Here is a 25437-nt window from a genome sequence, read left to right as displayed (position 1 = left end):
TTCCTACGAGCAGAAGTCGCACGAATCCTCTTTGACGGGAGGCGGATTGTCTCCGTCCCACACGTCGCTCGGGAGCTGCCCCTGGTACGGAACGTTGCCGGCCGAGTTCTTGACCCAGTACCAGGTGTGGCAGACATTCATGTCCCATCGGTAGCCAACTCCCGGTCCCGACGACATGTCGTAACGGGAGTACACCATCGAGTGGCCTGGGCACCAGGTGTGTGGTGGTAGGGGTCCCGCCTGGGCCGGGGCGGCCAGCCCCACGCCACAGCCGGTCAACATAGCGGACGCGAGTGCCGCGATTCGTCGGCTCATGTTGGATCTCTCTCGTCGTTGGTCACCACAGCGTGCGCCTGACGCCTTGCGGAACTCTTGCGCAGGGCCGGGCCTCCCAAGAAGACCTTGCGTAGGTCAGGCGCATATCTTGGTCGTAACGTCGGACGACACCCGAAGGAGCAATCGGTGGCTGTGGAGTTCCGTTGAACGAAGACCGACCCAACTGGGGCTGGGGGGACAAGGCGCCCGTGCCGATGTTCACCGAGGCCGAGATCCGCTCGGCCTGCAAGGACTTCGGGCTGCGCGACAGCGACACGCAAAGCGTCATTCAGCAGCTCAATGACAACCGCCGGAGCGAGCGCGCTGCCGGGCGCGATCCGGTCGAAGGTGGCCCGTCCGAACGGGGCGCCGGGTCGTAGCGCTCTTCGGGACCGGGGCTGTGCCAACTCGCATGAATTGACGCGGGTGCGCGTCGCGCGCCTTCGCGGTGGGTAATCGCTTATTGCACAGCGGTCCACTAGGCGGAGGCGAGTACGCGATGAGCAGAACTACTGTCAGTGCACAGAGGCATGCGGGTGACGTCAGATCCAAGGTCGCGAGGGTGGGCCTGATCGGTAAGGGAGCGCTGTATGCGCTCTTAGGTTTCCTCGCCATCAAGGTCGCGATGGGTGATGGCTCCTCGGCCGGCGCCAGTAAGACCGGGGCGATCCAGACCGTCGCGCAGGCGCCGTTCGGCAAGTTCCTGCTGATCGCCCTGACGGTGGCTTTGATCGCGCTGGTGGTGTGGAAATTCAGCCAGGCCGTCTCCGGTGATCCGATCGAAGGGTCCGACGGCAGCCATCGGGCCAAATACGCGGGCAAGGGCGTTCTCTACAGCGGTGCGGCGCTGGCGTCGCTGTCGATTCTCATCGCGAACTGGGGCGGCGATGCCGGCGCGGTCCCCGGCGCCGGTGGTGGCGAGGGCCAGGAGCATGCCGCCGGGGTGGTCATGGGCCTGCCCGGCGGACGGTGGATCGTGCTGATCGTCGGCCTCGGCGCTATCGGCTTCGGTGGCTACGAGATCTACAAACACGCCATCAACTGCGAGTTCATGAAGCGCACCGGAGGCCTGAGCCAGGACAAGCGCAAGGTCATCGAAGCGCTGGGCCGGGCGGGTTACGTGGGCAGCGGACTGGTGGCCATCGGCGTCGGCTTCTTCTTCGTCATCGCCGGCCTGACCTTCGACCCGAAGAACGCCAAGGGATTGTCCGGGTTGTTGGCCGAACTCGCCGGCCAGAGCTGGGGACAGCTGGTCCTCTGGCTGATCGCCGTCGGCCTCTTCGCCTACGGATTGTTCTCGTTCGCCGAGGCGCGCTACCGCCCCGCCACCTAGCGCGGTCCCGGCCGGCGCTCTGCGTGCCCGCGATAGATTGCTCTTCGTGAGCGAAGACAGAGTCCGGGTTCGGATCGCAGACAACGGTGTGGCAACGGCAACGATGGTGCGCGCCGACAAGCACAATGCGCTCGATCAGGCGATGTTCGATGGCCTGGTGGATGTCGCCGCGCAACTCCGACGTGATACCTCGGTCCGCGCGGTCGTGCTGCACGGTGAGGGCAAGAGCTTCTGCTCAGGCCTGGACGTGGCAAGTTTCATGGGCGGCGAACGAGGCACGGGCGTCTTGTTGACCCGAGACGGAGACGGGCCGGCGAACCTCGCCCAGCGCGTGAGCTACGACTGGTCGTTGGTACCGGCGCCAGTCATCGCCGCGATCCATGGCAACTGCTTCGGCGGCGGTCTGCAGATCGCGCTCGGCGCCGACATCCGCATCGCCGCGCCCGACGCGAAGCTGAGCGTCATGGAGATCAAGTGGGGCCTCGTTCCCGACATGGGAATCACACAGACGTTGCCGAGACTCCTACCTATCGACGTCGCGAAAGAGTTGACGTTCACTGGCCGCATCGTTTCCGGCAGTGAGAGTTCCGAGCTCGGCTTGGTCACCCGAACCGCCGCGGACCCGTTGTCGGCGGCGCTGGCGCTCGCGGACGAGATCGCGCAGAAGTCGCCGGATGCTATCCGTGCCGCGAAGCGCTTGTACGACCAGACCTGGGTCAGCAATGACCCCGCGGCTGCTCTCGCCCTCGAATCAGAGTTGCAAACCGGACTGATCGGCTCGCCCAACCAAATCGCTGCTGTGGTCGCTGGAATGTCCGGGGAGCGGCCGGTTTTCGCCAACCCGGCTTAGCGTGAGCCATCTGGGATTCAGGACTGACGCGCGACGATCACGGGCACCTTCGCCCTGCTGACGGCCGCCGCCCCGACCGATCCCAGCAGCTTGCCGCGGAACCAGCTGCAGCCGTGGCTGCCGACCACGAGCAGCTGTGCCTGCTTGGAAGCCTCGATCAAACACCGTGCGGGATCGCCAATTTCGATGATGCGCCGGATCGGCACCTCGGGATAGCGTTCGGGCCAACCGGCCAGCCGCTCAGCGAGGCTCTCCTCCTCCTCGGATAGCCGAGCGTCCCACGTCGCGTCCTGGAACGACCCCCAGTAGCCGGAAACCCAGGGTTCGGTCCACACGTGCAAGGCCATGAGGGCGACACCTCGACGCGATGCTTCCGCAAATGCAATGGCCGTCGCCGCTTCCGATGCCGGTGAGCCGTCGATGCCCACCAACACCGGCGCCCGCGCGACATGGCCGTTCACGGTTTGATCGTCGTGGGTCACGGCGACCGCACAATGCGCGTGGTAGACCAGTGCCGAACTCACCGAGCCCAGGCCGCCACCGGCCAACACGCCGCCATGTCCGCGGTGGCCGACCACGAGCATCTCCACCTCTGCGGAGAGGCCCACGAGCGTCGGGACGATGGCCGAATTGAACACCTGGCTATCGATCTGCACGGGACCCGACGCCGCAGTGCACTCCTCGGCGACCGTGATCGCCGTCGCGATGAAATCGCGGGCCCGCTGCCCCTGCCATTGCCTGAAGCCGGGCGGCGCGGCGATCTCGAACCACTCCGGCAAGGCGGCGTCGGAGATGTGGACCAGAGCCAAAGGGGCGCCCCGCAGCACCGCATCGCGGGCCGCCCATCGGACGGCACCCAGCGCCGCGGCCGAGCCATCAACGCATACCAGGATCGCGCCGCGTGGTGGATGCCACATGTCGGCTCTTTTCTGATCGGCCATTTACCCACCCGCAGCATCACTCAGCGAGGTAGTGACTATCAGGGCCGAAGAGATGCAAGCCGAAGGACCAAAGACACTGTTTGGTGCTCGAAGGCCGCGGCGGAGCTTCAGGCGTTCGGTGTCCGCCCCGATGGCGGTGGGTATCCAGAGTGTCGGCTGATAGGAGTGGCGCATTTCGAATCGAGCACCCGAACCCACCGATGACGGGCACTACATCGTCGTTGACGGTCGCAAATGGCGCGCAACGGACCCGTCGATTCCCGACGATCGCAGGCAAGAGCTCGTCCGGATATTGATGGCCTGGCGCCGGGAGGTGCGTCGCACCAAGGGAACGCCTGCGGAGTCGACCGCCCGCGCGGGTGTCAATGCTACGAAAGTTGCTCTGGGGGAGCGTGGTTCACCGCCATGGTGGGAGGCGAGCGAAGAACAGCGCCGCGCTCGATGGCAGGCAGAACTCAAGGAGCCGGGCGAATAGGCCTCAGGAACCAGCCATTACCAGAGCACCCCGTGACTCGTCGACAGAATGAACCCGTGGCTGCCCTCGGTATGGCAGTGCACGGCACCCTGGTTGTCGACCGCGCACACACCGCCGAGGGTCTGCACCCGGTATCCAGCGGGTAGCACGGTCACGTTGCCGGTGAAAGTCTTGGTGTCCGAATGACGGTACTCGGCGGGGTGGGTCGCGTCGGCGAAGGTTTGGTTGGTGCCGGGTGGGGCGTCTGCGGGCACCGCGTCACATCCAACCGGACCGCCGTTGGGGGCGAGGCCGCATGACCGCCCGTCCGGAGTGGTGAAGTAGACCCACGAGCGGTACGAGGTGGTGTAGGTGCCCGGGGCGAGCGGATAGCCGTCGAGGTCATCAACCGGTGGGTCACCGGGTGCGGCGACTGCCGGTGCGACCGAGATCGCCATCGCACCCAATGTAGCCAACGCCCCAAACCGCCATAGCCGCATCTGCTGACTCTATTCGGTCCCGTCTGGATGGGTGGCGGACTTATGGCCCGAAAAGCAGGGTCCTTAGTCTCTAATCGCGATGTGCGCGGGCGCCGATACTGGCGAACCTGATGTGGGCAAACTTATTTCGGTCCGTTGCGGCAGCGTCGACGGCATTCGCGCTCGCGGGCTGCGGCTCGACACCGAGTAAGCCTCCGGTTGCGCCGTTCACGATCATCACTGGACCATCCAGCACTACCGCCAGCACCACCACCTCGCGGGACCAGAACGGTGCCGGCCTGCCGCCAATGAAGCACTTCCGGATCGGTGGTGACAGCTACGGGCCGGTACAGGACTGCCACGTCGTCGACACCGCGGTCACCTGCACAGCGACTTGGGACCAGCCATATCAAGCGGATACGTACACCGGAAGCTTCACCGGCACCTTGTCCGGGATGACGATGACGGGGACGTGGACGACTCATCAGACCGGCCACGACGCGAACGACCCGCGCTGCCGATGGCAGACGGACACGTCGGTGCCGACCACCTTCGAGTTCAGCCTGGACGGAACCGTGCTCGACCACTCCGGTCCGGGGCAATGGCGGACAACCCGCAGCGGTAGTTGTTCGGGGGTGGAGTCCGGCACCAGCTCGGCCGCGGAGGGCGGTCCCAACTCCTGGAAAGTACTCGATTAGCAACTCAATTCCGTTGCTGCACAAACTGAATCACATTAGGACTTTCGACTCTATCGACGTGTTCGCTCCGGTGCTGTGATCAAAGCCTCCCTGGTGGGCGGGGTGGTGAAGATCATGGGCGATAGGCGAAGTCGCTGTTGGCGAGGGGGCCGACGCCAGACACTTCGGGGCATCTGGCCGAACTTTCGCCTTGGTAGTCAGGCAGGAGATCCACATGGCGAATGACGCGAACGGACAGTGGATCGGATTGGGAGTGGGTGACGTCGACAGTCCCGACACCCCGCGCGACGCCCCGAACTGGGATGCGATCACGCTGCTGACGGCCAAACTGCACGACAAATATCAGTGGGCGCGCGATCTGGGAGTGGTAGCCCAACCGAACTACGACGAACTGGTGGCCCGCGCGGTCGAACAGTTCTGTCAGCGCACCGGGTTGCCGATCATCCGCGACGCGAGCGGGCGCGCGGTCGCCAATCTCGCTGTGCGCCAACGGCTGGGCAGCTATCCGGCGCCCGGAACCGGTGACAGGGTGCGCTCGGGCTCCGCGCCGACCCTGCCGATCATGTTCACCGTCGAAGGGCACCAGTCGGACATGTTCTTCGGCCCGGTGGCCGACACGGCGACTCAGCTGGAAGGCGAGGGGCTGTGCCGCCATCAGCCGATCGCCTATAACAACGCGGCCCTCCCGTTCGACAACGCCAGCGGGGAGAACGAACTCGCCCGCCTGGTCGGGGCGACCGTAATGGACAACGGGGTGCCGTTCCCGGCGGGCACCAAGTGGGTGCTCGGGATATTCAGTCAGGGTGCCATCGTCGGCTTCGACTTCTGGATGAACCATCTCGCACCAGGCAAGCCGCTCGAGTGGCGGGAGGCCGACCTACTCGGCGTCCTGGCTTACGGCAACCCGTGCCGTCAAACCGACAGCATCGCTCCCTGGGCCACCGGTTGGATCAAAAAGACTGGAACACATGGCCTGGATCCCTACCGGCGCTTCGGCCTGCCCGGCTTCCCGGTCAAGCCGGACAACTGGATGGACGTCTACCGCGAGGGCGACATCTTCGCCGAGAACGGCGACGACAACGCCAGCAAGGCGAAAGCGGCGGTGTACCAGGCCGCCGCCCGCGGCGACTTCTTCTCGGACCCGATCTCGCTGGCGTTCCAGATCAGCAAGCTGTTCAGCCGGCCCCTCGAAGAGATATGGGCCATCATTGAGGCGATCATCTCCGGGGTCGTCTTCGTCCACGACAAACCGAACCCGCACTATTCCCCGTACGACGTCAACGAAGGCGTGAACTGGGTGCGGAGCTTGCTCACCGGTCGCCTGGTGGCACCGCCAACACCCAGTCCGGCCAATGCATGACGTGTGCGGAGAAAGAAACGAATCATGGCATCAAAACACGCCACAAAGCCAAAACCAGCTCGCCAGTTGAGGATTGATAGTCCCACTAAAGTCAAGTACCACCCGTTGGCACCTGGCACTCATACCGGTGACAGCAGCGGGTACCGCACCGATGACCGCCCCGACCACCGTGGTGTCGACATCGCGGCGAACTACGGAACGCCGATCTACGCGCCCGCCGACGGATTCTTCGTCCATGTCGGAATCAATGACGATCCAGGCGGTTTCGGTTCGTGGTTGTGGATCGACGCGCAGCAGGAATGGGGCCTGGACTTCGTCGTCGGACACATGCCCCCGTCATCACTGGTCAACCCCGACACCGGTAAACCGTGGCGAACCAACGACACCGTGCGGGCCGGCCAACAGATAGCGGTGGTGGGCTCCGAGGGTAGTTCCTCAGGCCCGCATCTGCACTTCGAGACCTGGGGCCCGCCCGGGCGCAGTGGCGGGCCGGACCGTGACCCGAACAAGACGTGGCTCAAGGACGCCGTCGACCCGCGCCAGGCTCCGAAACTGCAAGCAGCACAGTCACTCATCGGGCAGATCCTCCTCGACTACTCGGCCGGCGTTCCCAGCGCCGAGCAGATCAAGGCCGCCGGGTACGCCGGCGCCGTGCGTTACGTGTCGGATCCGCGCGCAACCTGGATGCAGGGAAAGCCGTTGCGCAAAGCGGAGGCCGACGACCTGCGTGCCCACGGCCTGGTGGTGGTGTCGAACTACCAGTTCGGCAAGGCCGACACCGCCGACTGGAAAGGCGGGGCGGCGCAGGGATATAAAGACGCCGAACGTGGACAGCAACTGCATACCGAAGCGGGCGGGCCGGACACCGCCCCGATCTACGTGTCGATCGACGCCTGCCCCAGCGAACAGGAGTGGAACACCCAGTGCCGACCCTACTTGCTGGCCTGGCAGGAGCTGCTCGGCAAGGAGCGGATGGGCATCTACTGCAATTACCCCTGTATCGACTGGGCAATCCGAGACGGCATCGGCACGTACTTCTGGATGCACAACTGGGATGAGGGACATAGCGGCGGGCAGGTTCATCCGGCGGCCCACCTGCACCAGTTCGAGATCGACAAACAAAGCGTCGGCGGCGTGGGCGTAGATCGCAATCGCATCCTGCGGGAGGACTTCGGCCAATGGGACGTCACCGCACCAAGTGCTGCCGTGCAACAATATTCGGAGCGCTGGATGGCGCTGAAACGGCTGGGTTCGCTGACCCGACAGTCCGGCCTCGATACCGTCGCCGAAGTCATCATCGGTGAAACCCTGCGACGCCGCTACAACCGCGAGGAAGCGATCGCCTGCCTGTCGACGGCGATTCAGGAGTCGGGGTTGCGCCCAGATGCGCAGGGCGGCGGCGGCGCTTGGCACGGTATCTACCAACAGGACGGAAGTTACCCGGGCCGCGACGATCCCAACGAGAACATTCGGGTGTTTCTCGACCGGCTCGACGAGAAGCGTTGCAGTGCAGGGGCATCGTCGGACATCTGGAAGAACATCTTCTGGCTCCAGCAGCGTCCCGGTGAAACGTCCGCCGACGACGCATACAACGATCCGGACGCGCGCCGCGATTATCTCGATGAAATTCGCAGCCGCAGGACAAAAGCCGGCGAGATGTTCGAACGCTTCGCCGGAGCACCAGAGGGAGGAAAAGAAATGCCGTACACCGGGGACCCTGTGTGGTTGGAGGAAGTTCTGCGCCAAGCGCTTGGCGACCGTCTGGTCGTTCACGACGGCTGGCAGGACCGTGGCACCGGATGTGGTGAAAACGGTTCCAGTTCAATGGGACCGATCTGGGGGGTGATGATCCATCACACCGGAAACGTCAACGAAAAGTGGGAGGTCATCCGCGATGGTGTGATGCAACCCGGAGGGTGGCTGCCGGGCCCGCTGTCGCAAGGGTTGATCACCTCCGACGGGAAGTTCCACCTGGTCGCTATCGGTCCGTGCAATCACGCCGGTCCCGGCTGTTATCCGGGAATCCCCGACGGCTGTGGCAACACGAGGCTGATCGGCTTCGAGTGCGCGTGGCAACCAGGGGCACACTATCCGGGCAATGAGACGTGGCCGCCCGCGCAGATCAACACCATGCGCGACGCCAGTGCGGCGGTGCTCACGAAGCTGGGCTACGACGACGCGAGCCATGTCATCGGGCACAAGGAATGGGCCGGCGCGGAGAATCCTCTCGGCATCAACAAACAGGGCAAGCCGGACCCGGGCGACATGGACATGAAATGGTTCCGCGGTGAGGTGAAGAAGGCGATGCTCGGTATGTTCGACCAGTTCGGCAAGTTGACGACGCAGGTCGAGGAGCCGAAGAAGGCGGAACCCACCGATCACATTCTGCTGCAGGAGATTTGGGAGCAGTTGCTGGGTCCCGACGGCAAGGGCTGGCCGCAACTCGACGGCAGGACTCTGGTGGATGCCGTGGCAGAGGTTCTCAAGCGGGCAGACGGCGACCAGACGGTCACTCCATCGCTCGCAGCAGCCGCGGAGCCCGGTTCGGCCACGCCGTTGGCCTCGCGCTCGCGGCGAACACCCGCCCGGAAGAAGACCGCCACTCGGAGCAGAAAGCCAAGCGGCGCAGCGTCTATGCAGGGCACCTGACCGGTCGGCCGGGCACGATGAGCGCGCCAGGACAGGCACCCGAGGTACCGGACGCGACCGCCGGCCGGCGGCGCGCCCGGTGGACGAAGACACGGGTATGGGTGGGGGCAGTCCTCACGTCCGCGGTGGTGATCCCACTCCTTACTTTGGGGGTGACGGCGGGTGTGCGTTGGATCAACGAGCTTTTGCACCCGCCGCAGTATCTCGCGGTAGTGGTCACCGTTCCGTCACCGGTGGAGTTCGACAACGGCTGGGTATTCGCCACGCCCCCTGCGCAATTGCCTTTGCCGCCCGAGCACGGTGACGTTGACCGGTGGGCATCGGACAACGGCGGCATTCCCGCCAGCGGCAACGTCGTCGAGCTCAGGCTGCAGGGCCTGCACGGGCACCATGTGGTGATCCAGAGGATCACCGTCAACGTCGTGTCGAGGGCCGAGCCGCTGCGGGGGGCATACGTGGTCCTGATGAGGCAGAAGGGGCCAACGGACACGTATCAGTTCGGGTTGAACTTGGATGCAACTCCGGTTGCAGTAACAGCGGAGACCGACGAGAAGCTGCCTCACACCGTCAGCAGCGCTGCGCCCGAGAATCTGCGGATCAGTGCCGTGACGACCACGTGCACCTGTGAGTGGACTGCGACGCTGCAGTGGTCTGCTGACGATGGCAAGCAAGGCGCGATCGACATCAACGACAACGGTCGCGCGTTTCGAGTAGCCGCAACAACACGCGCGACACCGGAGACTGTCGGCTGGGGCCCTAATGGGTGGGGCGTAATCACCGGCTGAGCGCCAGGCTCCCCGGGGCAAGGAGCGCTACGCGTTGCCCAGCACGATCGTGCTGAACAGCGTCGCCGCCCAGTAAGTCGCCAGCAGAGTCGACGCAAGGCCCAGCAACGCAACGAAAATGGGCGGCGTCAGGATCAGGGCTCCCAACTGGACGAGAAATGTCCAGGGATTGTCGTCCGCGGCGGGCGCGGCGGCCGACAACACCGCGGCGTTGGACGCCTCCGCGCTCGCATATGCGTGGGCGCCGTTGGTCAGGGCCTGCGTGAACCGCTCGTGAAACGCGGCCGCCTGCAACGAGACCTGTTGAAACTCCTCGGCGTGCGAGCCGAACAACCCGGCGATCGCCGTCGACACCTCATCGCCCGCGGCGCTGGCGATGTTCGTTGTCGGTGCCGCTGCCCGCAGATGGGCGCAATCCAGATCGGACCCGATGGCCGCCAAATGACGTGACGCGCTGATGAGACTTTCCGGCGCAACCTGCATCTTCGGCAGCATATCCACGCCGGCGACGGCCGACATCGGTTTCCGGCAAACCGCTTCCCGAACGCTGCACGGCGGCTTAAGCTCCCGACAATCGGGCGATCGAAGGGTGGAGCGGCGCTGTGTCTTACGTTGTTGCGTTTCCCGAATTGATGTCTGCTGCGGCCACCGACGTATCTTCCATCGGTTCGGCGGTCGCCAGCGCAAACGAGACCATCGCGGGCGCCACCACAGCGGTATTGGCCGCGGCCGAGGACGAGGTGTCGGCGGCGGTCGCGACGCTGTTCTCCGCCCACGGCGAGGGCTATCAAGTACTCAGCGCCCAGGTGGCCGTGTTCCAGGAGCGGTTCACGCAGGCATTGGCCGGCGCGGCCGGAGCGTATGCCTCCGCTGAGGCGGCAAGCGCTGCCCCGTTGGCGGCATTCGAGCAGACGGTGCTCAGCATTCAGCAGATCCCTAACACGCTGGCCGCCGGATTCGCATCGCTGACATCGGTGCAGGGTTCTCCGCTGCTGGCGCTGATCGCCAGCGACGCCCCGCCGTTGTCGTGGTTCCTGGGCAACTCGCCGCCACCGTTGCTGAACGCGCTGCTCGGCCAGACCGTCCAGTTCACGTCATACGACGGAATGCGCGTCGTACAGATCACGCCGGCCAACCCGACTGGCGAATACGTCGTCGGCCTGCACGGCGGTGCGTTCATCTTCCCGGCGTCGTTCTTCCACTGGATCAACTACTCGGTGACGGCCTACCAGACCGGCGCGACCTTCCAGGTGCCGATCTACCCGCTCGTGCAGGAAGGCGGTACCGCCGGCTGGGTGGTGCCCCGAACGGCAGGCCTGATTTCCTCGCTGATCACCCAGCACGGGGCGGCCAATGTCAGCGTGGTCGGCGACTCCGCCGGCGGTAACCTCGCGCTGGCGTCGGTCCAGTACCTGGTCAGCCAGGGTCAGCCCGTTCCGTCGTCCATGGTGTTGCTATCGCCGTGGCTGGACGTCGGTAACAGCGGCGGTCTCGGTGGGATCTGGGCAGGCGGTCTGTCCACGACCAACCCGATGGTGAGCCCCCTGTACGGGTCCCTTGCCGGGCTTCCCCCGACCTACGTCTACTCCGGCGCCCTGGACCCACTCGTCCAGCAAGCGGCGATCCTGCAGCAAGCGGCCGTCGCGCAGGGTGCTCCGTTCAGTTTCATCCTGAATCAGACTGGGATTCACGACTTCATCCTGCTCACTCCGAGCGGTCTGCCCTACTGGCCTGGAATCAACCAGCAACTCGGCATCGCGGCCTGACTGCGGGTTTAGGCGGTCGCCGGGCTTTTCGCATCAGACTGCGCGGGCTCCCGCTCGCCCGACGGGATCGCCGCAGGCACCGGGTCGAACGCGGCGGGATCAGCGAGATACTCGCGAAAGATCCGGGCCATCGTCGCCGCCTGGTAGCCGTCGACGAACCGGTGGTCGAGATTGATCGTTAGAGGCAACACCGGACGGACGACGGGTTGACCGTCTCGCGCCAGCACCTTGTCGGTCACGGCACCGATCAGGATTGTGATGGGCACGTGGCAGAAGTTCGGCACCGGGGCGGCGGCTGAATCGAGGCCGTAGGTCCCGACGTTGCTGACGAGGATGGATCCATACGGGCGGGCTTCGAGGCCGGTGAACGGAAGCGGCAGTTGCAGGCTCTCGGTGACGAATCCGACGCCCGCCATCAGGGGGCGAAGCAGCAGCGGCGGCAGCCCTTTGACCATCGCCTTCATCTTCTTGAACTGCGGGTCGTTGTCGTGGCGGATCCGGCCGGCCCGATCGGCCAGCTCCTTGGCGATCGCCCACGGCGGCTTCTCGTTGATGCGGCGCACAACGGTGCCGGACAGATCGGTCCTGGCTGCCTCGACCCCGGCCACCGGATCGGTCCGAAGCGACACCACGAAGAAGCAGTCGATGGTGGGGGACGGCAGGAAGCTCCCGAACACGACGCGGCCGTTGAGCCCGGGCAGGGCTTCGACGACCTTGCCCGCAGCCCGGCCGATGAGGTCTACGGGGGTGATGTGCTGGCCGGTCGCCAGGCGAACCTGGTCGATGTAATCGAGCAGCTGACCGGCTTCGACGTCGATCGTGGCCGAAATAGTCGGGTCTGTCCGCGGCCGCCAGGTCGCCATGGCGATCTTTCGCCAGACGGAGAACGGGATGGCTGGCGTGGTCTCGGTCATCGTTTGAGAATCGGTGACCACAGCCACAGGCGGCCAGAGGACAAGGTCCCTGCCCGGCGGGTCTTTCGGACGAAAGCTCCTCGTCAGGCGGCTCAGCCGGCCGCCTGCAGGGTGATATCGGACAGCTCCGTGCGGCTCTCGCCGTTGGTGGTGCCGAGCCGGGAGATCCACACCAGCACATTCGAGGTCTTGGTCTTGCTCGTCACCGTGATGCGGTTGCGTCCCGGTTCCAGCGACGTGGTCGGAGCCAGTTCCGTGGTGTCGGACAGCTTGGCGGGCTTCTCGGTGGGGGACGAGCGGAGCTGGATCTGGGTTCCGGTGCTGGGCACATCGAGCGTCACGACGCTCAACGCCGTCGGTTCGGACAGGTGCAGCATCAGACCCATGCCCTGGATGAATTTCGGGAAGGGCACGGCGTCGGTATAGGTCACGGTGGACCAACCGGTGTTGGGGTTGCCGTCGATCGCCAGCTTGGCGTCCTGCGGATTGTCAGGGGTGCCGTCGGGGGAGAACACCGTGGCGCTCACCGGCTTGACGATGGGCCCCGGGCGTGTCTCGCGGCCGAATCCGTGCGTGAAGTACAGCACCGCACCGGCGCTCAGCGCGATGACGGCGACGGCGGCGAGAGCGGCCAGTATCCATGCCCTCTTGCGCCGTGGTGGCTTGTCCATCGGCGCTGTCGGCGATGTGGTCGATCTGGTCGATGTGACGGCGGGGGCCTCGGGCCGGGGCCGCTTCGGGCGTGCGCCGGCCGACAGATTGACGATCTTGTCGGCGTCGAGGGTCTCGCCGTCCCACATGCCGGTGACCTCGACTTCGTCGCCGTCGGAGAGCTGACCGGCGACCAGATCGGTCTGGATTTCGACCGGCAGCACAGGCGGCAGGTCCTCGAGCGGTTCGTGCGGCACCACCTGCAGTGACAGCGTCCCGACCTGATCTGGTGCACCGTCCGAGCGGACTGCGCGGGCGGTACCGGTGACGATCAGACGTTCGAGTCGCTGGGTGGTGGGACGCTCGGCCAGGCCGGCATTTCCGGCCTTACCAGCCTCGGCGAGGGCCCGGGCGAAGTCCGCGCACGTCGGGTAGCGCTTGTTCGGGTCCTTGGCCAGCGCTCTCGCCAGAACGGCGTCGAGGTGAGCGAGCTCGGGCCGCCGCTGTGAGATGCGCGGTGGCGGCGAATTCAGGTGGTGGCTGAGCACCACGGCGCGGTTGGAGTCCTGGAACGGCGGAGCGCCGGTCAGCAGAAAGAAGGTGGTCGCGGCCAGCGCATACTGGTCCGCCCGACCATCCAGCGACTTGCCCAGCAGTTGCTCGGGAGCCACGTAACTGATGGTTCCCACCGCGACGTTCGCCTCGGTCAGGTTGCTGACATCGTCGATCTTGCGGGCGATGCCGAAGTCGGTCAGCAACACCCGGCGCCGCTGCCCATCGGCCGCGGCCACCAGGATGTTCTCCGGCTTGACGTCGCGGTGGAGCAGCCGGCGGTCATGACCGAAATCAAGCGCCTCTGCGACCGCGCTCACAATGTCGGCCACGTCGCGCTCGGGCATGCCATCCGGGTAGCGGTCGCGTACCAGCTGGCCCGCATCCATACCGTCGACGTATTCCATCGAGATCCAGAGCCGGCCGTTGAACTCACCGCGGTCCAGCACAGTGACGATGTGTGGATGCCACAGCGTGGCCGCCAGTTCCGCCTCGCGTTTGAACCTGGCCTGAAATTCCTGGTCGGAGGTGGCCGCCAGGGACAGGACCTTCAGCGCATCGTGACGCGGCAGACGTGGGTGCTGGGCGAGGTAGACCTCGCCCATCCCACCAGTGCCGAGCAGCCGCTCGATCACGTAGCCAGCGAAGACCTCGCCGTTTTTGAACGGCATGCCCGAAAGCCTACAAACCGGCACGGCGGGGGGGCGAATTTCGCCCACCGCAACCGCACCCGGCCGACGGCGATCACTCAGCGGGTGGCTTGTCCTCGGGCTGCTTGTGCAACGACTCGTTTGCGCTGCTCACGACGCTCCGGATGAACTCGTACTGGGTTTTGACCAGTTTGTCCGCCATGTCCAAAGCGGCGTCCACGATGGTGTTGCGTCGTGACGGGTGATCCTCACCGTGCCCGGGCAACGAATCCTCGACCGTGCCGACGAACTTGCGCACCGCATCGATCGCCGCCCGTTGTCCGGATTCGACCGACTTGAGGACTTCGTCAGAAAGGCCGGCCGCTCGTTCGGTCAGGTCAGCCGCCCGTTCCGCGACGGTCTTCTTCTCGGCGTCTGTTTCTGCCATGATGGCGCTCCTCCCGGTATATGCACGCATCATGCGCCCCCGGCGTGGGCCCGCTGTAGGGCCGATGGTCCCTGGTCGGCGGGCCGATCTGCCGCAATGGAATGCTCGGCCGATGAAATGCCAAGGCGCGGTGTTGCTGGGCGCGGGCCGGACATGGGAGATCCGTGAGATCGAGCTGGATCCACCGCGGGCCGGCGAGGTGCTGGTGAAACTGGCGGTCGCCGGGATATGCCACTCCGACGGGGGGCTCATCGACTTTCAGTGACGATTCAGGACGACGAATCAGGATGCTTCCACGGGCTTGGGGCGTCGCTTGTCTTCGTACATGGCGGCGTCGGCCCGGCTCAGCAGATGGTGCAGTTCTTCGGGCTCCGCCGCCAGCGCCACCCCGATGGAAGCGCCGATGGTCAGCCGGAGATCTGGGTTTATGGCGATCGGCTCGAGCAGCGACTGACGGATGCGCTCCGCCACCAGAGATGCCCCGGCGGCATCGGCCCCGGGCAGCAGCACGAAGAACTCGTCGCCCCCCAGTCTGACCGCGGGCGGGCTGTCCGCGCCGGCCCGGATCACGACGTCTGCCCCGGTGCGGGTGACCTCGGCGATGCGCTTGGCGACCTCGCGCAGGACACAGTCCCCGGCCTCGTGCCCGTATTTGTCATTGACCGCTTTGAAGCGGTCGAGGTCGATGAAGATGGCGGCCACCGGGGCGGCGGACGATGCTCCCGCCAGCATGGCGGCCATCACACTGCTCAGATGGTGACGATTCGGTAGCCCGGTCAGCGGGTCGTGCATGCCGAGGTGGGCGAGCTGGGCCTGGGCGCGGCTGAGTTGCGCGGATTCGACGTCGTATGCCAGCAGGCGCGCCGCCCGCAGGTCGGCCTCTGTCCAGGGCACGCTGGAGCCGCTGGTCTGCTCGAGCCAGGTGTCGAACGACTTGCGCGGATTCAGCGATCCCGTGGAATGCGTGCGCGGATCGCCCAGCCAGCGGAGTTGTTGCAGTCGGTCTCGCCGGAACCAGATCACGAAGTCGTCGGGTGCGCTGAGTGCGACGAACAAGCAGCCGGCCGCCCCGAGATTGTCCGCGGTCTGTTGCTGCAAGCGGTCAGCGGCCCAGGGCGAGCCGGGCGATCTGGAGGCGCGGATTTCGCTCGCGAGTCGTCGGACGGCATCCTCTGATGGCGCTGCGCCGATCGATTGGTAGTGCCCGTCTGCGCAGACTGCCGCGCTCTCCGCCCCGCAGAGATCCAGCAGGTCCTCGGAAGCGGAAGCGAGGCCTTCGCCGATGGCAGGGGCCGTCTGCATGGCGGCCCGCAGGCGGTTGCGCACAGCTTCACGACGGGCCGCATCATTGAGCCTGGAGATCTGTTCGGCCGCGGTGACCTGGAGCTTCCCCTGCAGGACCAGCAATTCACACGCTCGGCGCTCGGAGCGGGAAAGCCAACGGGGGTGTTCCGACGTGCACGACACGAGGCGGGTCAGCCGGCCGCCCTCCGCCATCGAAAACGACACGCTCGCAGCGGTATTCATGTTGCGCATGAATTGCAGATGAAACGGCGACACGCTGCGCAGCGCAGCGTGACTCAGGTCCAGAGCGGTTCCGGCCATCCGCGGGGACGCGATGACCGCGACGTCGCCCTCGTCGACATCGGGGATGAAGCGCGACGCTTTGCGCGTGTAGATGTGGCTGGCCTGGGGCGGAATGTCGCTGGCGGGGAAGTGATGCCCGAGGTATCGAACCAGGCCGGGCAGACGGTCTTCGGCGACGATCTCGCCGTGCTCGTCTTCGTGGAACCGGTAGACCATTGCGCGGTCGAATCCGGTCATCGCCCGGACGGCGCTCGCAACGGCGGCTTCGATGTCGGGAACGCTCATCGCTTCACCGATCCCCTGTGAGGCATAGAGGACCGGAACAAGATTGGCTGGATCCTCGCCGTGCGCCCGCTCGAGCTCGACGACGATCTGGCCGGCCACCCGGTGCAGAATCACATCGACCTTGAAGCCGACGGCAGCGGCCAGGCGTACCCCGTAGAGGTCGGGGGAGGAGGGCCGGTAGCCGGTTTGCTCGATCGCCTCCTCGAGCCGCTGGTGTTCGTCCGCAGGGAAGACGCTCAGCAACGGCGAGTCGAAAAGTTGGTCCGGCGCCACCCCGATCAACTCAGCGGTGTTGGCGCTCGCATAGGTGATTCGGCTGTCCTGCAGGTCGGCGGCGATCAGCGCCCCGTGGGACTGGATGCGGCCCGACAGGTGCAACTGCTCGCTCGCGCAATCGGCCAGGGACTGCGCGAGCGGATGGTCTCCGGCAGTCATCCCGGTCCTCGTGGTGAACCGGCCCCGCGCCCGCGTTCACGTGCAAGATCCACCCTCGAAGGATAAGGGTTCGTCGACCGGTGTTCACCCAAAGCTTCAGGGATTGCGTCGCGACGAACTGCCGCGGCACGGCGCGCTTCGTGCCGAGGGCACACCGCCGGTCCCGCGATCGGCATTCAGTCGAATGCAGGCAACTGTGCGGATTATCGAGACCATCGATCAAAAGCTCTGTGGTGCAGCGTAAAAGAACTTTGCCCACAGATGCCGTGCGTCAGTTGCCGGCTTCGATGTCGGCGACCCTCGCCGCGCCTGCGGCTCCGCACAATGGCTGCAGGTCCACGCCGCCGGCTTCCAGGAGAGTGTCGACGCGGTGCTTGAGTTCGCCCGACGCAAGGTAGGCGTACAGGTTCTTTCCGGGGCACGAGGTCTGGGCGAGATCCCGGTGGCCGGCCAGCGTGTTCGTCGAGATGCCGTATCTGGCTGCTGCCCAGGCGAATACGCGTGCAGCTCCCTGAACCTGCGCTTCCGGCACCGTTTCCTTGTCGAAGTCGCCTTCGCAGATGACGAGGAAGTGGCCGATCGTGTTGTAGTCGGTGGCCGTGTCGCCCGCAATGTCGGGTCGGCGCAGCTCGTAGATGTTGCCGTTGGCGTCGACACCGAAGTGGTAGGCGATGTCGATCCAGCCGAGCGTGTCCTGGTGGTAACGCTGGTCCGCGCGGAAGCGGGCCGGAGCATTGCTGTTGGCGCCCAGCACCACCGCGGCGTGGTGCAGCGTCATGCGGCCGATGGTCTGGGGTGTGCCGCCGGGCTTGGCGGGACGGGCGCCCCACGCGTCGCGGCAAAGCGCCGACGCCGGGGCGGCCCGCTGTGCCGAAGCGGTTGACGAGGGTGTCGCGGGGACGGCGGACGTGGTGGACTGCACCGGGGCAGGATCCGCAGCGGTCCGCCCGGCGCACGCCCCGATGGTGGCCGTCAGGCCCAGGCCGCCGGCGAGCGACAACAGCCGGCGGCGGCTGACGGAGTCCGCGTCACTGTCCATGGGCTAAACAATAGATTCGGGCGAATTGACTTGTGGGTCCGCCGCGGCGTCATAAGCTTCGGTAATTCGGCGATCGTTACTGGCTGGGCATCGTGGGGGTTGCCCGGAGGGGTGGGTTGAGCTCGATGTCATCCGTGCTTGTGTTGCCCGAGGTGATGGCCGCCGCGGCCACGAATGTGGTGTCGATCGGCTCGGTGGTCGCGACAGCAAACCGGGACGTGGCCATTGCCACGACAGCGGTCCTGTCCGCCGCCGAGGACGAGGTGTCGTCTGCGATCGCGTCGTTGTTCTCCGCCCACGGTCAGAGCTATCAGTTGCTCAGCGCCGAGGTGGCGGTTTTCCATGACCAATTCGTGCAGGCGCTGAACGGCGCAAGCGGGGCGTACGCCGCGGCCGAGGCGTCCAACGCCGCGCTGCTGAACACCTTCGAGGCCGTTGCCCAGGAAATCCAGCAAGCACCGGCGGCGTTGGCCGGCGGGTTCAACCGGCTGGCCAACGAGATTGTCACCGGGATCTTCGGAGCGCCGGCCGCTCCGCCGTTCGCGGCCGACCAGACCGGAACCTTCACCGGCTCGCCCTCACTCATCACGCGGCTCGAAGAAGCGCTGCTCTACCCGGTCAAACCACTGCTGAGTCTGTCCGGGCTCGAGCCTCAGCTGTCGATGACGGGTTCGCCGATCCTGTCGCTGATCGCCAGTGATGTCCCGCCGCTGTCCTGGTTCATCGGCAACTCTCCGCCGCCGTTCCTGAACCTGCTGCTCGGCGAGACGGTCTCCTACACCACCTCCAACGGGATGAGCGTCGTCCAGATCACGCCGGCTCATCCGACCGGCGAATACGTCGTCGCCATCCACGGGGGCGCCTTCATCCTGCCGCCGTCATTCCTGCACTGGATCCACTACTCGGTGATGTCGTATCAAACCGGAGCGACCGTCCAGGTGCCGATCTATCCGCTGCTGCAGCAGGGCGGTACCGCCGGCCTCGTGGTGCCTGCCATGGCCAACCTCATTTCCGAGCAGGTGGCCCTGCACGGGCCCACCAACGTCAGCGTCATCGGCGACTCCGCGGGTGGCAACCTGGCGCTGGCGGCCACCCAGTACATCGCGGGCAACGGGCTCAACCAGGCGGGATCGATGGTGCTGCTGTCGCCGTGGCTGGACGTGTCGATGACCAATCCGAACATCGCGTTCGTCCAGGACCCGCTGTTGCCGATCGGCCCTGCGCAGCAGATCGGCAGGGCGTGGGCGGGCAACCTGTCGGTCACCAACCCCTTGGTGAGCCCGCTCTACGGCGCCATGACCGGCCTCCCGCAGACCTACGTCTACTCAGGCAATCTCGACATACTTTCCCCCGATGTCCTGCGTCTGCAGGATGCGGCCAGGGCGGTTGCCGCGCCGTTCAACTTCGTGCTGGCGAACGGCCAGATTCACGACTGGATCATCCTCACCCTGGACGGCCCGCAGTACTGGTCGCAGATCAACCAGGAACTGGGCATCGCCGCCTAGTCCTGTTCGGTTCCCAACAGCCGCAACGGGTGCAGGCCATCCACGGCGCCGACGAACGGCGGGTGGATGCTGTAGCCGATCATCCGCCGGATGTCGTCGGACACCGTTCGCGCGATGTCACGCGGCACCGACAGGGTGAACGCCTCCATCGGTCGCAGCCACGGCTGGCAGTACTGGGCGGTGACGGCCAGCCGGTCGCCCGTGGTCGTGTTCGCGCCGCCGCCATGCCACAGCGTGCCGACGAAGAAGACACACGATCCGGCGGGCATCACGACCGGAATCGCAGGATCTTCCGGGCCAGGACGGTGTTTACCCCAGCGGTGGCTACCCGGTATCACCACGGTGGCGCCGTTATCGGCGGTGAAGTCGTCGATCGCCCAGATCGTCGCCGCCGCCAAGGGCTCCCGTGGACGCGGAATGGGGTAGAACCCGTCGTCGTGGTGGGCCAGCTGTGCGGACTCGCCGGGCTGGATGTTGATGGCCTGCAATGCCGACAGCAGGTAGTTGGGCATCAGCAGGCGATCCAGCACCGCCAGCACCCGCGGATTGTCGACGAGCCGGTCACACACCCGGGTGCGGCTCAGCACGCTGTAGACGCGCTGGGTGCGCCGGCCCTCGAAGGAGTTGCGCCCGGTATGCGCCAGCCAGGGGCGCACCGCATCCCGGATCTCCCGGCACTGCTCGGCGCTGAGCAGGTTCTCCCAGACGACGTAGCCGTCGCGGGCCAGGGCCGCCATGTCGGCTTCCACGACCGCGCCCTCGACAGAGCTGCCACCGCTGGGCGTCCATTTGTGCCGCTGCGCCAGATCACCCCGCAGGTCTTCGAGCGTCGTCACGGACTCTTCGTCGATGTTCATGCGGTCCTTCGGGTAGTACTCCTGACCACATTAAGCTGAAACTGCTCAGCCCTTGACCGTGAACACGGGGAATCACGTGAAGCGAAACGCCATCGCAGTCGCAACGGTTCTGCTGGCGCTCGTCCCGGGCTGCACGCACGACTCGGCGGCACAGATTGCGGTGAGCAGCGGCCCGCCGAACCAGGCCCCTGCTCGCGTTCACGCGGCGCCACGCCAGCTCCCCGAGATGGCGGACGCACCTGCCTTCGGCGCCGTCTCTTCATTGATCAACGACGCGATCGCGGCCGACCAGCTGCCCGGCGCCGTGGTCGAGATCGGGCACGGGGGCGCGGTCGCGTTCCACCGGGCCTACGGGTTGCGCAAGCACGCCGGTGAGCCCGGGCTGGACGGGGTGCCGGCCCCCGCGGAGCAGATGACCGAGGACACCATCTTCGATCTGGCGTCACTGACGAAGAACCTGGTCACCTCCACCGCCGTCATGCAGCTCGTCGAGCAGGGCACGGTGCAGGTCGACGATCCCGCACAGCAGCATCTGCCGGACTTCAACCCCGCGAACGATCCGCGGCGCGCCAGGGTGACGGTCCGGATGCTGCTCACGCACACCTCCGGCGAACCGGGCGACGTCGATCTCAGAGATCCCTGGGGACTCAACGGGCCCGACAAGGCCGAGGGCATCCACCGGGCGCTCAGCACGCCGCTGCAGTCCGGGCCCGGCGAGGGTTTCCGCTACTCCGACATCAACTTCATCCTGCTGGGGGCGCTGGTGGAGAAGGTCTCCGGCGAAGCTCTGGATGTGTATGCGCGGCAACACATTTTCGATCCGCTCGGCATGGACGAGAGCGGCTTCCTCCCGCCCGCCAAAGCCTGTGGTCCGCACACGACATACGGATCCGCGGTCGCGTGGGCACCCGGGGCCGGCCAGCTGCCGACCACCTGTCCGGAAGGAACCTGGAACACCGGCCTGCTGGCGCGTATCGCACCGACGGCACGCGACGAAGAGGGCAGAGCCGACCCCCGCAGCAACCCCGATCTGGATCACCTGCTGCGCGGCACCGTGCATGACACGACGGCGCGCCGGATGGGCGGGGTGGCCGGCCATGCCGGCGTTTTCTCCACGGCCCACGACGTCAGCGTCTTCGCGCAAGCGCTCCTCGACCGGCTCGCCGGCCGTCCCAGCGAATTCCCCTTGCAACAAGCGACTTTGGTGATGATGACCACGCCCCAGCAGCCCGGACACTCGCCCCAACAGGTCGATGCGGCCAACCAGGCCGCCCGGAAAGCCCTTGCGCAACGGTCGAATCGGCCTCAGCCGCTGCTCGCTGCGCGCTACCCGGCGATTGCGGGGCAGAACCTGCGCGGCTTCGGCTGGGACATCGACACCGGCCAGTCGGCACCGCGGGGTGCGGTCTTTCCGGTCGGCAGTTTCGGGCATACCGGCTTCACCGGGACCTCGCTGTGGATAGACCCCGGCTCCGACACGTACATCGTGCTGCTCTCCAACTCGATCCACACCCGGGGCAGTCCGCCGATGTCGACCTTGCGGGGTGAGGTCGCGACGGCGGCGGCGCGGGCACTCGGCCTCTGAATTCAGGGACGTTCGAAGTGCTGGTAGTCAACCGGAGTGGTCCAGTCGCCGCCCCATCGCCAGCCGCGATCCGTAAAGGTCCGCACCGCCGCGTCGCCGGTGTGCAGGATCCCGGGATCGGGGCGACTGCGGTCCAAATACGGTGCCGCGTTGTGCGGCTCGAACGTTCCGTTGGCATAGCGGCAGGGGTTGCGACGTGGGTTGAGATCGATCGCCCGGCCGTAAGCGTGTTGAGCCCATCGGTCGGTGCCCGGGATGGTGCGGCAGTTGAACGCCGAGGTGTTGTCGTCCTCCATCGACAGCTCGTCGTCAGCTCCCGGGTAGTGGTCGACCGTCTGCATCCGCTCGACGGGATAGCCCAGCCGGTAGAGCAGCGTGAAGATTTCGGTGACATCCGCGACAAGGTCTTCGTGCACGACCAGTTCGCCCTGGTGAGTTTGGCCGTCAAAACCTCTGTAGCCGAGGTGGATTCGCCGCAACTGCGTGGGTTCCACGGGGCAGCCCGGATGCCAGCTCGCTCCGAGCTCGGTGGCAGTGACCGGCTCGACCGCCGCGGTGGTCGGTCCCGCAGCGGCCGACGAGGACTGGGGCGAAGTGGTCGGGGCGGCCGCGTGGGGTGGGGCGGCACGGGAACACTGCGCCAGGACGGGAAGCAGCGCGAGCAGGGTGACCGCTACCAGCCGGGAGCTCAACGCGCTTCGATCAGCAACGTCGGAACCCCGCAGGTGCCGTCCTTCACGCTGAGCACCCGCGTACCGGGTTTGCGTCCGGGGCGAACCTCCGAGACCTCGAGACCGGCTGCGGCGAGCCGCGCACGGGCCGCGTCGGCGTTCGGGACGCGCCAGGACAGGCCCCAGAGCTGGTCGGTGTGCGCCGGCAACGGCGCGTCACCGAGCGGCTGAGCGATCTCGACGGTGACGCCGCCGACGCGGAAGAAGACCAGCCGCATGCCCCAGTCCGGAAAACTGCGGTCCAGCGCCAGGCGCAGGCCGAGCCCGTCGCCGTAGAACGCGATCGCGGCATCCGCGTCGGCGGTCTGCACCACCGCATGGTCGATTCCGGTGACCACGGCATCTGCGGATCCCGCCGGCACGGCCTCGGGAAGGCGATTCGGGGATTCGTGCTCGATCGCGATGACCAGCACGCCGCGGGTGCTCGCCTGCGGGAGCAGCATGCTGCGCCAGTGCCGGATCATCCCGGTGTCGGTGTCGCGACCTTCACCCGGCGAGACAGGTGGTGGCGCAAGGCCGTTGGCGACCAGCCGGGCGCGGGCGGCATCGAGGTCGGAAGTGGCGAACGCGAGGCCGATCGGTCCGTCGCCACGCCGGTCCAAGTGCGCCGCGACCGTGCGGCCCAGCGGCCCCTCGCTGTGGGGGCTGATCAGCTCGAGATAGGTGTTGTCGAGTTTGAACAACGCGTTGGCCGTGCCCCAGCCCGGATGATCGCCGCGCCACGACGGGCTCCGGGACAGCAACGTGGCGTAGCGGCGCGTGGCGTCGCTGAGGTCGCGCACGGCGACGATGACGTGGTCTAGCGCGTCGAACACTGCCGACTCATCCTTGGGCGGTCAGCAGCAGAGCGCCGGCGATGACCACTTCCACGACGAAGTAGAACCAATTGGGGTAGAACGGGGTCTTGCCCTCGACGACGGCCGACACGATACGGCCGAACGCCATACCGGCCAACGCCAACCCGACGGTGACCACGATTCCCGTCCGCATCGGGCCGGCACTGGTAGCGGCAAACGCCAGCACGCCTGCGATTGCCAGGCCGAAGCCGCCGTAGACGGCCCGTACCTCCGAGCGGGACTCGCGCTGCGGCAACGTGATGCCGAACACCTCGATCATCTTCGCCGGGGCGGCCAGCGCGTAGCTGCCCATGCCGAGAAAGAACACCGCAGCTGCCGCGATCACTGCTGCTGTCACTGGTGCCTCCTGACACTCCGGCGATCACAGGTCGACGATGGTCCCGGCCGCGGGGTCGACCTTTCCGTCGAGCAGGTCGAGGTAGCCGCGCTGAATCTCGTCCTCAGTCGAAATCCGTTCGACGCGAAGCCATTTGGAAGCCCAAACGGCGAACGGCGCCCATGAGTCGGCGACATTCTGGTCGAGCTTCGCGGTGCCCCAGTCGGCTCCGCGCTTCTTGATGCGGTCCGGCGCGAAGAAGAACACGGGTTTCGGCCCGGCGAGGTTGCCGCTGCCCTGTGTCATCTGGGTCCAGTGGGTCATCCCGACGGCGGAGCTGTGGGCGAGGCGGTCGCCGTAGCGGGCGTGGACGCCGGCGCGCACCGCGCCGTCGCCGGAGATGTCGATGTACACGGCGCGGTCACCGGGCAGCTCAGAGATGTTGTCGTACAACTGAACTGATCCATAGACGTCGAGTCCTTCGACAAAGGCGCGATTACCCGCCGAGGTCAGGCCCACCACGTTGATGCCGTCGCGCTTGGCGAGCAGGTACGCAGCGATGATGGCGGTCTTCGACGAGGCGCTGGAGATCACGATGGTGTCGGCGCCGAAAAAGCCTTCGTCCGCGACGAAGTCGTCGATGAGGAACGAGGTGAAAAAGAGCGGGAAGAACAGGATGTGCTCCGCCTCCCGGTTCGCGGCATAGACGGGGTCGGTCGTGACGTCGCGGTAGCTCTGGTAGGCCGACGGCAGCGGCAGCCGGTGGGGCGCGGCGTCGATGAACCCTTTTTCATTGATGCGGTCCGGGACGATCAGCAGGTGGCTCGCACACGGTAAGTAGCCGTAGACGCGTATGCCCGGCGCCAGGTCGGGGTGTCGCGATTGCTCGACGTGGGCGTATCCCCAGACATTCAGCTTCCCCCAGTCCGGGTCCGACGCGGGGAAGAAATCCCAGTAGCGCATCGCTTCGCCGAAGACTGCGTAGGTGATGTTGTTCGAGGTCAGCCCGAAGGACTCGACCCGCAACAGGGCTTCACCGTCGGCCGGCGACGGCGCGGCACCGGAGACGAAGCGGGTCTGGTGCAGATCCTTGCGAAGTATTTCGAAGTCCATGCCAAGAGACTATGGCCGGCGTCAACGGCGGGGCACCGGGCGTCAGGCTACCGGCTGGCTCGGCGAGGCGTCGGCGAGTTCCTGACGAACGCGCTTCTCCACCAGCAGTGGGATGAAGTCCCGAATGGGACTCGCCTGGAATCGGGAATGGTGTTCGCGGACGGCGGCGTCGAGCACCTCGAAGCTGACCGCGGGGAACTGTTCCTTGAGGCGGCGCTCGATCTCAGCGATCCGGGACTGCTCACTGATCCGTGCGCGCGGCGGCATGGTGAAAAGGATTGCCTGGACGGTGACTGTTCGTCA

The 25437-nt window shown here is 66.2% G+C and carries 26 protein-coding genes and 2 pseudogenes; 13 read left to right on the top strand and 15 right to left on the bottom strand.

Going from position 1 to position 25437, the window contains the following annotated elements:
• Positions 1-3: 3 nt before the first annotated feature.
• The gene (locus QXH22_RS05440; RefSeq protein ID WP_306275090.1) at positions 4-315 is read right to left on the bottom strand and encodes a hypothetical protein; all 312 of its coding nucleotides are present in this window, start codon (positions 313-315) and stop codon (positions 4-6) included.
• Between the two features lie 164 nt (positions 316-479).
• On the opposite strand from QXH22_RS05440, the gene QXH22_RS05435 reads away from it, so the two are divergent.
• The 3 genes from QXH22_RS05435 to QXH22_RS05425 all read left to right on the top strand — a co-directional run bounded on the left by QXH22_RS05435 (position 480) and on the right by QXH22_RS05425 (position 2498).
• Positions 480-695: a hypothetical protein gene (locus QXH22_RS05435; protein WP_306275089.1), complete on the top strand. Its 216-nt coding sequence runs from the start codon at positions 480-482 to the stop codon at positions 693-695.
• Positions 696-877: 182 nt separating this feature from the next.
• Positions 878-1648, top strand: a complete 771-nt coding sequence (locus QXH22_RS05430) for a DUF1206 domain-containing protein (RefSeq protein WP_306241772.1) — start codon at positions 878-880, stop codon at positions 1646-1648.
• A 46-nt stretch (positions 1649-1694) separates the two neighbouring features.
• Positions 1695-2498, top strand: coding sequence for a crotonase/enoyl-CoA hydratase family protein (locus QXH22_RS05425; RefSeq protein ID WP_306275978.1), 804 nt, complete (start codon positions 1695-1697; stop codon positions 2496-2498).
• Positions 2499-2515: 17 nt separating this feature from the next.
• On the opposite strand, the gene QXH22_RS05420 is transcribed toward QXH22_RS05425, so the two are convergent.
• Positions 2516-3415 carry a universal stress protein gene (locus QXH22_RS05420; RefSeq protein WP_306241770.1) on the bottom strand — a complete coding sequence of 300 codons (900 nt, stop codon included), beginning with the start codon at positions 3413-3415 and terminating at the stop codon, positions 2516-2518.
• A gap of 196 nt (positions 3416-3611) precedes the next feature.
• Here QXH22_RS05420 and QXH22_RS05415 point away from each other — a divergent pair, with 196 nt between their 5' ends.
• Positions 3612-3914 (top strand): hypothetical protein, encoded by a 303-nt coding sequence (locus QXH22_RS05415; RefSeq protein WP_306275977.1) that lies wholly within the window; start codon positions 3612-3614, stop codon positions 3912-3914.
• A 17-nt stretch (positions 3915-3931) separates the two neighbouring features.
• On the opposite strand, the gene QXH22_RS05410 is transcribed toward QXH22_RS05415, so the two are convergent.
• Entirely contained in the window at positions 3932-4351 is a 420-nt protein-coding gene (locus QXH22_RS05410; protein ID WP_306241769.1) for a hypothetical protein, read from the bottom strand.
• Between the two features lie 329 nt (positions 4352-4680).
• Between QXH22_RS05410 and QXH22_RS05405 the strand changes: the two genes are divergently transcribed.
• From QXH22_RS05405 to QXH22_RS05385, 5 genes and pseudogenes are all read left to right on the top strand, one after another.
• On the top strand, positions 4681-5070 hold the full coding sequence (locus QXH22_RS05405; RefSeq protein WP_306275088.1) for a hypothetical protein: 390 nt from the start codon (positions 4681-4683) through the stop codon (positions 5068-5070).
• A 214-nt stretch (positions 5071-5284) separates the two neighbouring features.
• Positions 5285-6430 carry a peptidoglycan-binding protein gene (locus QXH22_RS05400; protein ID WP_306275087.1) on the top strand — a complete coding sequence of 382 codons (1146 nt, stop codon included), beginning with the start codon at positions 5285-5287 and terminating at the stop codon, positions 6428-6430.
• A 24-nt stretch (positions 6431-6454) separates the two neighbouring features.
• Positions 6455-6835 (top strand): annotated as a pseudogene (locus tag QXH22_RS05395) (M23 family metallopeptidase); the annotation flags it as partial.
• Between the two features lie 6 nt (positions 6836-6841).
• Positions 6842-9079 carry a glycoside hydrolase domain-containing protein gene (locus QXH22_RS05390; RefSeq protein WP_306275976.1) on the top strand — a complete coding sequence of 746 codons (2238 nt, stop codon included), beginning with the start codon at positions 6842-6844 and terminating at the stop codon, positions 9077-9079.
• Between the two features lie 17 nt (positions 9080-9096).
• Positions 9097-9864 (top strand): hypothetical protein, encoded by a 768-nt coding sequence (locus tag QXH22_RS05385; RefSeq protein ID WP_306275086.1) that lies wholly within the window; start codon positions 9097-9099, stop codon positions 9862-9864.
• A 27-nt stretch (positions 9865-9891) separates the two neighbouring features.
• On the opposite strand, the gene QXH22_RS05380 is transcribed toward QXH22_RS05385, so the two are convergent.
• Positions 9892-10347: a PE family protein gene (locus QXH22_RS05380; RefSeq protein WP_306275085.1), complete on the bottom strand. Its 456-nt coding sequence runs from the start codon at positions 10345-10347 to the stop codon at positions 9892-9894.
• Between the two features lie 119 nt (positions 10348-10466).
• Between QXH22_RS05380 and QXH22_RS05375 the strand changes: the two genes are divergently transcribed.
• Positions 10467-11630 (top strand): PE domain-containing protein, encoded by a 1164-nt coding sequence (locus QXH22_RS05375; protein WP_371934157.1) that lies wholly within the window; start codon positions 10467-10469, stop codon positions 11628-11630.
• 8 nt (positions 11631-11638) lie between these two features.
• Here the strand turns inward: QXH22_RS05375 and QXH22_RS05370 are convergent, their stop codons facing one another.
• The 3 genes from QXH22_RS05370 to QXH22_RS05360 form a co-directional block, all read right to left on the bottom strand.
• On the bottom strand, positions 11639-12544 hold the full coding sequence (locus QXH22_RS05370) for a 2-oxo acid dehydrogenase subunit E2 (protein WP_306275084.1): 906 nt from the start codon (positions 12542-12544) through the stop codon (positions 11639-11641).
• Between the two features lie 92 nt (positions 12545-12636).
• Positions 12637-14418: a serine/threonine-protein kinase gene (locus QXH22_RS05365; RefSeq protein ID WP_306275083.1), complete on the bottom strand. Its 1782-nt coding sequence runs from the start codon at positions 14416-14418 to the stop codon at positions 12637-12639.
• Between the two features lie 73 nt (positions 14419-14491).
• The gene (locus QXH22_RS05360) at positions 14492-14824 is read right to left on the bottom strand and encodes a hypothetical protein (RefSeq protein ID WP_306275082.1); all 333 of its coding nucleotides are present in this window, start codon (positions 14822-14824) and stop codon (positions 14492-14494) included.
• A gap of 112 nt (positions 14825-14936) precedes the next feature.
• Here QXH22_RS05360 and QXH22_RS05355 point away from each other — a divergent pair.
• Positions 14937-15065 (top strand): annotated as a pseudogene (locus QXH22_RS05355) (alcohol dehydrogenase); the annotation flags it as partial.
• Positions 15066-15106: 41 nt separating this feature from the next.
• Here the strand turns inward: QXH22_RS05355 and QXH22_RS05350 are convergent.
• Both QXH22_RS05350 and QXH22_RS05345 read right to left on the bottom strand, forming a co-directional pair.
• Positions 15107-17131 (bottom strand): sensor domain-containing diguanylate cyclase, encoded by a 2025-nt coding sequence (locus tag QXH22_RS05350; protein ID WP_306275081.1) that lies wholly within the window; start codon positions 17129-17131, stop codon positions 15107-15109.
• 271 nt (positions 17132-17402) lie between these two features.
• On the bottom strand, positions 17403-18170 hold the full coding sequence (locus tag QXH22_RS05345; RefSeq protein WP_306275080.1) for an N-acetylmuramoyl-L-alanine amidase: 768 nt from the start codon (positions 18168-18170) through the stop codon (positions 17403-17405).
• 125 nt (positions 18171-18295) lie between these two features.
• Between QXH22_RS05345 and QXH22_RS05340 the strand changes: the two genes are divergently transcribed.
• Positions 18296-19675, top strand: coding sequence for a PE domain-containing protein (locus QXH22_RS05340; protein WP_306275079.1), 1380 nt, complete (start codon positions 18296-18298; stop codon positions 19673-19675).
• On the opposite strand, the gene QXH22_RS05335 is transcribed toward QXH22_RS05340, so the two are convergent.
• A complete protein-coding gene (locus tag QXH22_RS05335; protein WP_306275078.1) occupies positions 19672-20532 on the bottom strand; it encodes a phytanoyl-CoA dioxygenase family protein in 861 nt (286 codons plus the stop codon). The two genes, QXH22_RS05340 and QXH22_RS05335, sit on opposite strands and share 4 nt — an antisense overlap.
• A 226-nt stretch (positions 20533-20758) precedes the next feature.
• Here QXH22_RS05335 and QXH22_RS05330 point away from each other — a divergent pair, with 226 nt between their 5' ends.
• On the top strand, positions 20759-22117 hold the full coding sequence (locus tag QXH22_RS05330) for a serine hydrolase (RefSeq protein ID WP_306275974.1): 1359 nt from the start codon (positions 20759-20761) through the stop codon (positions 22115-22117).
• Positions 22118-22119: 2 nt separating this feature from the next.
• Here the strand turns inward: QXH22_RS05330 and QXH22_RS05325 are convergent, their stop codons facing one another.
• Genes QXH22_RS05325 through QXH22_RS05305 form a run of 5 tightly spaced genes read right to left on the bottom strand, consistent with a single transcriptional unit; the run spans position 22120 to position 25401 of the window.
• Positions 22120-22809: a M15 family metallopeptidase gene (locus QXH22_RS05325; protein ID WP_371934156.1), complete on the bottom strand. Its 690-nt coding sequence runs from the start codon at positions 22807-22809 to the stop codon at positions 22120-22122.
• Positions 22806-23663: a VOC family protein gene (locus QXH22_RS05320; RefSeq protein ID WP_306275077.1), complete on the bottom strand. Its 858-nt coding sequence runs from the start codon at positions 23661-23663 to the stop codon at positions 22806-22808. The genes QXH22_RS05325 and QXH22_RS05320 overlap by 4 nt, the downstream gene beginning before the upstream one ends.
• 7 nt (positions 23664-23670) lie before the next feature.
• On the bottom strand, positions 23671-24042 hold the full coding sequence (locus QXH22_RS05315; RefSeq protein ID WP_306241755.1) for a DUF4345 domain-containing protein: 372 nt from the start codon (positions 24040-24042) through the stop codon (positions 23671-23673).
• A gap of 24 nt (positions 24043-24066) precedes the next feature.
• Positions 24067-25134 (bottom strand): DUF2855 family protein, encoded by a 1068-nt coding sequence (locus QXH22_RS05310; RefSeq protein WP_306275076.1) that lies wholly within the window; start codon positions 25132-25134, stop codon positions 24067-24069.
• A gap of 42 nt (positions 25135-25176) precedes the next feature.
• On the bottom strand, positions 25177-25401 hold the full coding sequence (locus tag QXH22_RS05305; RefSeq protein ID WP_306275075.1) for a three-helix bundle dimerization domain-containing protein: 225 nt from the start codon (positions 25399-25401) through the stop codon (positions 25177-25179).
• Between the last annotated feature and the right edge of the window lie 36 nt (positions 25402-25437).

This window comes from Mycobacterium sp. TY814 (genome assembly GCF_030755175.1).
GTDB lineage: Bacteria > Actinomycetota > Actinomycetes > Mycobacteriales > Mycobacteriaceae > Mycobacterium.
The sequence above is the reverse complement of the archived record's forward strand: the minus strand, read 5'-3'. Positions and strand labels throughout refer to the sequence as shown.